The organism is Caballeronia sp., from assembly GCF_049581465.1.
GTDB lineage: Bacteria > Pseudomonadota > Gammaproteobacteria > Burkholderiales > Burkholderiaceae > Caballeronia.
In genome coordinates this window covers 1-5,389 of sequence record NZ_JBAUSA010001061.1, presented here as the reverse complement: position 1 = coordinate 5,389, position 5,389 = coordinate 1, and the positions used below count along the sequence as shown (strand labels likewise).

The following is a 5,389-nucleotide window of genomic DNA, read 5'->3' as shown; positions in this document are numbered from 1 at the left end:
CTGTAGCCATGCGCCGGGGCAGCGGGCGTGCGCGTGCGGAGCAAGGGGGCTTCGCGTATCTGGCGTTGCTGATTTCGATTGCCATCATCGGCGTGGCGGCTGCCGGCACGATTCAGCTCGGCGCGATCTATCAGCGGCGCATGGCCGAGAAGGAACTGCTTTACGTCGGCGGCGAATTTCAGCGCGCGCTGCTGGACTACGCCGAGACCACGCCATTGGGGCAACCGACGCAACCGCGCACGCTCGATGAACTCCTGCTCGACCCGCGCTACCCGAATCCGGTGCGCCACTTGCGCAAGCTCTACGCGGATCCGATGACGGGCAAAGCGGATTGGGTGCTCGTGAAAGGGCTGGACGGGCAGAGGATCATCGGCATACACAGCGCGTCGACGGCCCATCCCATTCAGATCGCGCATTTCCCGAAGAAATTCCAGGGGTTCGAGAAAAAGAAGCGCTACACGGAGTGGGTGTTTGTCCCGAGATATGCCCAGTTGATGCCGGGTGGGGCTGTGAATGTTCCTGTCGTGGGGGTGACTCCGGACAGTGCGGCTTCGGCGGGCGTGGTAGCGCCAATCGATGAAGCGGCCCCGCAAGGCGGTCCGCGTTGAGACGCCGTCGGGCTTGTCAGATCTTCACTGTCATCCCGTTAGTGGAGCGTGCATACGAAGCGCGCATGGTTGAATGCGTTGGCCGGGCGACAGCCGCATCGGCAGCAGCGATCAAGCCCCGACGGCCTGCCGGAATGCAGTCGGCGCGACACCGACGCTTTCGCGAAAGCGGTGGCTGAAATGGCTGGCGTTCGCATAGCCGCATTGTTCGGCGACCTGCGCGAGCGGCAGCGCCGTGGTGCGCAGCAGCGAGCGTGCGCGTTCGAGCCGCTGTTGCGCGATCCACGCAGCGGGCGGTAGTCCGAACGACGTGCGGAACATGCGTGCGAGGTGAAACTCCGATAGTGCGGCGACGCCGGCCAGTTCGCCGAGGGTGAGTGTTTGCCCGAGATGGTTTTCGATGTACTCGCGCAGCCGCCGCCGGGTCGCAACCGATAAACCGCCCTTGGGCGATGCATCGCTGCGGCGCACGCCTTGTGCGCGCAGCAGCAAGCTCAGCACCTGATGCGCGGTTTCATTGGTACGCAGCAGGCCGTCGGGGTCCTGCCAGTCTTCATTGGCGAGTGTTTGACAGAGGCTCGCGATATGGGCGTCTTCGAAATAGGTGCGATCGGCGAGCGTCAGTTCGCGTGGCTCGCGATCGAGTTCCTGCACCGCGCGTTGCGTGAAATGTTCGGGCAGGAAGTACAGATGCATGAAATGCATGTGGCCGCGAACCCACCAGCGCGATTCGTGGTCGCCGGGCAACGCGCAAAGCCGCGCAGGTGCCCCGTACCGACCGGGCATTTTCTGCCGTTCGGTGCGATAGCCGCCGTCCAGATAACATGAGAGCGTGTGGTGGCCGGGCCGGTCATAGACGGTCTCGGCTTCCTCGGTGTCGCGCGTCCACACCGCGATGGCCAGTTGATCGCCCAGCCACGCAAACCGGTCAAGATTCGCGTTCGCGCTGCTCAGCGTGTGACAGACCGAATGAAGCCCGAACGGCGTTTCGGTCGAATCCATCGCGGGGGCAGGGGGGCTGGCGTTCATGGGACGAGCGGGATGCATCGGATAATTGGGTAACCGTCAGTATAGGGGGAGTCTGAGCCAGCCGTCCGGCGCCGCCAAGAAGTGCGCAATCCTGGACAAGTGCAGCGGGGCCTGCTGCGGCATAGTCGAGTTTCCGTTTCTTATGCAGCAGGCCACGCCATGAATATCGTTCTATACGCCGTCACCGTCCTGATCTGGGGCACTACCTGGATTGCCATCAAATGGCAGCTTGGGTCCGTGCCCCCGCCGGTATCGATTGCGTGGCGGTTCTGGATCGCCGCGCTGGTGCTGTTCGCGCTCCTACGCCTGATGCGCCGTCCGATCTGGCCGCCGCGCGCCGCATGGCGCTACCTGGTCGCGCAGGGACTGGCGCTGTTTTGCGTCAACTTCCTGTGCTTTTATTATGCTGAACAGGTCGTGCCGAGCGGGCTGGTGGCGGTGGTGTTTTCGACAGCGCCGCTTTTGAACTCGATCAACGGACGCCTGTTCATGGGCCGCCCCTTGCAGCCCAGGGCGATTGCCGGCGCGGCGCTGGGTCTGGTCGGCATTGTCTGCCTGTTCCTTCAGCAGATGAGCGGACATCTCGGCGACCACGCTGTGTGGTTCGGCCTCGCGATCGCGTTTCTCGGCACCTTGTGCTTCTCCGCCGGCAATCTGCTGTCGAGCCGGATGCAATCGATGGGTCTGCACCCGTTCGCCACCAATAGCTGGGCGATGCTGATCGGCGCCAGCGTATTGACGATAGGGAGCGCGCTGGCTGGCTTTTCCTTCGCCATCGAGCCGGACGTGCGTTATCTGGGCGCGCTCGCCTATCTGGCCGTGTTCGGCTCGGTGATCGGCTTTACGGCGTATCTGATGCTGGTCGGGCGAATCGGGCCGGAACGGGCTGCCTACAGCACCGTGCTGTTTCCGATTGTGGCGCTGGCGGCGTCGACCGTGTTCGAGGGCTATCAGTGGACCGGATTGGCGGTGGTGGGGCTCGTGCTGGTGGTGGCCGGCAACCTGGTCGCGTTCGATGTGACGCGGCACATCTTTACGCGTCGGGTGCAGCCTTCCTAGCTAGGGATCGAGAGATGGGCAAACCTTCGAGAACGAAACTTTTTGCAGCGGCCAGCGTGTGGGACGAGTCTTCAGTCGCCGCGAACCTGGCCTTGGCGCCCGACCTTGTCGGCGCGAGCGACCCGCAGGGGCGCACTGCCTTGCATCGGGCCTGCGCGGTCAAACCCGGTAGCAGAGCGCAACTGGCCGAGCCGAACGGCATCAAGACGGTCACGACCCTGCTCAAAGCCGGCGCGGAGCTCGAACGAGAAGTCCCGATGAACGAGGATGAAGGCGATTTTCGGGCTACGCCGCTATGGTATGCCGTCGCTCGCGGCGAGAACCTGCCTCTGGTCGAGTTCCTCCTGAAGCGCGGCGCGAACGCAAGCTATTCGCTTTGGGCGGCAGTATGGCGCGACGACGCAGTTCTTTGTCGTGCGTTGCTGAAGTCAAAACCCCAGCTTAATCTGAGGGCGCATGGCGAAACGCCCATTTTCTATGCAGCCCGGCTTAAGCGACTCACTACATTAGATATGTTGATCGACGCCGGCGCGGACCCGTCAATCCCGGATTTCCGTGGTCGCGATACCGTCGCCATTGCACAGGAACGGCGCCTGCCCAAAGAAATTATTGCGCGGCTGGAGTCGCTGATGCAACGTAACAGACCGGGCGGCGCATAGACGCGTCGTGAGAAAAAGGCACAATAGCGACTTCCGCTGCCTCGACGCGAATATCATAAAGTCATTCCGATTCCTAAGGAGACCCCATGATTTCTCGTTCGACTGTGTTGATCGCGCTAGGCGCCATGCTCATCACGACCCAAGCCTTCGCGCAACAGCGACTTCCAACCATCCCGCCCGACCAATACACCGCCGAACAGAAGCAGGCGAGCGAGGAGTTTCTGGCTGCTCGCAAAGTGCCTGTGTTTGGCCCGTTTGAACCGATGATGTACAGCCCCGACGTCATGAACCTGGCTCGCTCGATGGGGGATTACCTGCGCTTTCATTCGTCGATCGGCAACACCCTGAGCGAACTCGTTATCCTCGTCACCTCGCGCGAGTGGTCCCAGGACTACGAGTGGTCCTATCATTACCCGATTGCGCTAAAGGCCGGGATCTCGAAGAGCATTGCGGATGCCATCGCCGATGGCCGGCGTCCAACCGCAATGAGCGCCGATGAGGAGATCGTCTACGATTTCACGACCGAACTTCTAAAGAACAAGCGCGTCTCTGACGCGACATTCGATCGAGCGGAGCAACGTTTCGGCAAGAAGGGCGCCGTCGATATGACCGCCATCGCGGGTTATTACGGACTTCTCGCGATGCAATTGAACATGGCGCGTTATCAATCGGGCGACGGTCCCCGCCTTCCACGTTTTCCGGAGTGACCGGGAGTCAAGAATCGTTCGAGCGCCGAGGACCGGGTCATCGCTCCAACAGTCAGTCCCCTTTGACGCCACCCTTTGACTTGGCGGCGTGCCAGTCGCGGCGAAATGCACCTGGGCTGGCGCCGGTCCATTTTCGAAACGCGCGATGAAACGCGCTCGGCTCCGTGAAGCCCAGTTCGCACGCAATGTCGGCCACGCTTAGCGCACTCTCGTGAAGCAGTGACTGGGCCAGCGCGCTTCGTATCTCGTCCTTGATGGACGCAAAGCTCTGCCCCTCGCTGCGCAGGCGCCGCCGCAACGTCGCGGGCGTCATGCCCAACTGTTTGCCCAGTGTGTCGAAGTCCGGCCACTCGGCCGCAGGCACGCTCTTCAGGTGCGCGCGCATTTTCGTCACCCATCCCGTGTCGTGACGATAGCGTACGAGGAGATTGCCAGGGGCACCGCGCAGGAAGTTCTTCAGTGCGTGTTCGGAACGAATCGTGGGCAGGTCGAGATAGGCGGCGTCGAAGGCGAGACGGCTGTCCGGTTGGTCGAAGTGCACGGGCACACCGAAGAACTGATGGTAATCGGTGCGGTGCTCGGGGCTTGGGCACGCGAAATCGATGCGTTGCAGCGCAATGCGCCGACCGGTCAGCCAGCAAGCCAGTCCCAGCAGAATCAGCCAGAACGTTCGATAGGCGAAAGCCGGGTACGCAGCGCCCGCGCCGGCGAGCACGATCTGCGCCCGGCCGTCTGCCACGACCAGTTCGCCATGTGGGTCGTCGAGTACCACGCGCAGGAATTGCAGCGCGCGCCGTAGTGCCTTTCCTAGCGTGCCCGCGTGCAATACCGCGTGACATAGCAGCTCGAAACTGCCGGGCCGCATCGGGCGCGCGGACAAGCCGAAGAACTCATCGCCGGACACCTCGGCGATCGCAAGCCAGAGGCGGCCGTATTGCTGCGTCGTGACGGACTCGCGCACCGTGGCGGGCAGGCCGGCCGCTCGCAATACCGGCTCCACGGCGAATCCCTGCCGACGCAGGCAGGCAAGCGCGTCCTCCACAAAATCCGGCGAGATCGTCTGGTGTGCCAATCGATGGCCTCCGCATATGGCAAAACCAATCAGTATTTTAGATTCTGTTTGTCATTGATTGCAATGTTGGCGCTCTCTACTATCGAAAGCACTTAGAGAGAGGGCACAGCGAATGAATATCACCAATCGGGTGTTTGTTATCACGGGAGCGGGTTCAGGCCTGGGGGCCGCCGTGGCGCGCATGGTCGTGGAGCAGCACGGCAAAGCGATGCTGCTCGACGTCAACGCCGAAGCGGGCGCGGCGCTGGCGCACGA

6 protein-coding genes and 1 pseudogene are annotated in these 5,389 nt (G+C 62.5%); 5 read left to right on the top strand and 2 right to left on the bottom strand.

Features of this window, described 5'->3' with window-relative positions:
* Window positions 1-608: type II secretion system protein (locus WCA53_RS25975; RefSeq protein ID WP_423917207.1), on the top strand; the 608-nt coding region annotated here is incomplete at its 5' end.
* Window positions 609-719: 111 nt separating this feature from the next.
* Here WCA53_RS25975 and WCA53_RS25970 read toward each other — a convergent pair.
* On the bottom strand, window positions 720-1,637 hold the full coding sequence (locus WCA53_RS25970; RefSeq protein WP_423917204.1) for a helix-turn-helix domain-containing protein: 918 nt from the start codon (window positions 1,635-1,637) through the stop codon (window positions 720-722).
* Window positions 1,638-1,796: 159 nt separating this feature from the next.
* On the opposite strand from WCA53_RS25970, the gene WCA53_RS25965 reads away from it, so the two are divergent.
* The 3 genes from WCA53_RS25965 (at window position 1,797) to WCA53_RS25955 (ending at window position 4,062) form a co-directional block, all read left to right on the top strand.
* Window positions 1,797-2,696, top strand: coding sequence for a DMT family transporter (locus WCA53_RS25965; protein WP_423917201.1), 900 nt, complete (start codon window positions 1,797-1,799; stop codon window positions 2,694-2,696).
* 14 nt (window positions 2,697-2,710) lie between these two features.
* Window positions 2,711-3,355, top strand: coding sequence for an ankyrin repeat domain-containing protein (locus tag WCA53_RS25960; RefSeq protein ID WP_423917197.1), 645 nt, complete (start codon window positions 2,711-2,713; stop codon window positions 3,353-3,355).
* Between the two features lie 86 nt (window positions 3,356-3,441).
* Window positions 3,442-4,062 carry a carboxymuconolactone decarboxylase family protein gene (locus WCA53_RS25955; RefSeq protein ID WP_423917192.1) on the top strand — a complete coding sequence of 207 codons (621 nt, stop codon included), beginning with the start codon at window positions 3,442-3,444 and terminating at the stop codon, window positions 4,060-4,062.
* Window positions 4,063-4,114: 52 nt separating this feature from the next.
* Here WCA53_RS25955 and WCA53_RS25950 read toward each other — a convergent pair whose 3' ends face one another.
* The gene (locus WCA53_RS25950; protein WP_423917189.1) at window positions 4,115-5,134 is read right to left on the bottom strand and encodes an AraC family transcriptional regulator; all 1,020 of its coding nucleotides are present in this window, start codon (window positions 5,132-5,134) and stop codon (window positions 4,115-4,117) included.
* Window positions 5,135-5,246: 112 nt separating this feature from the next.
* Here WCA53_RS25950 and WCA53_RS25945 point away from each other — a divergent pair.
* A pseudogene (locus WCA53_RS25945) lies at window positions 5,247-5,389 on the top strand (3-hydroxyacyl-CoA dehydrogenase); the annotation flags it as partial.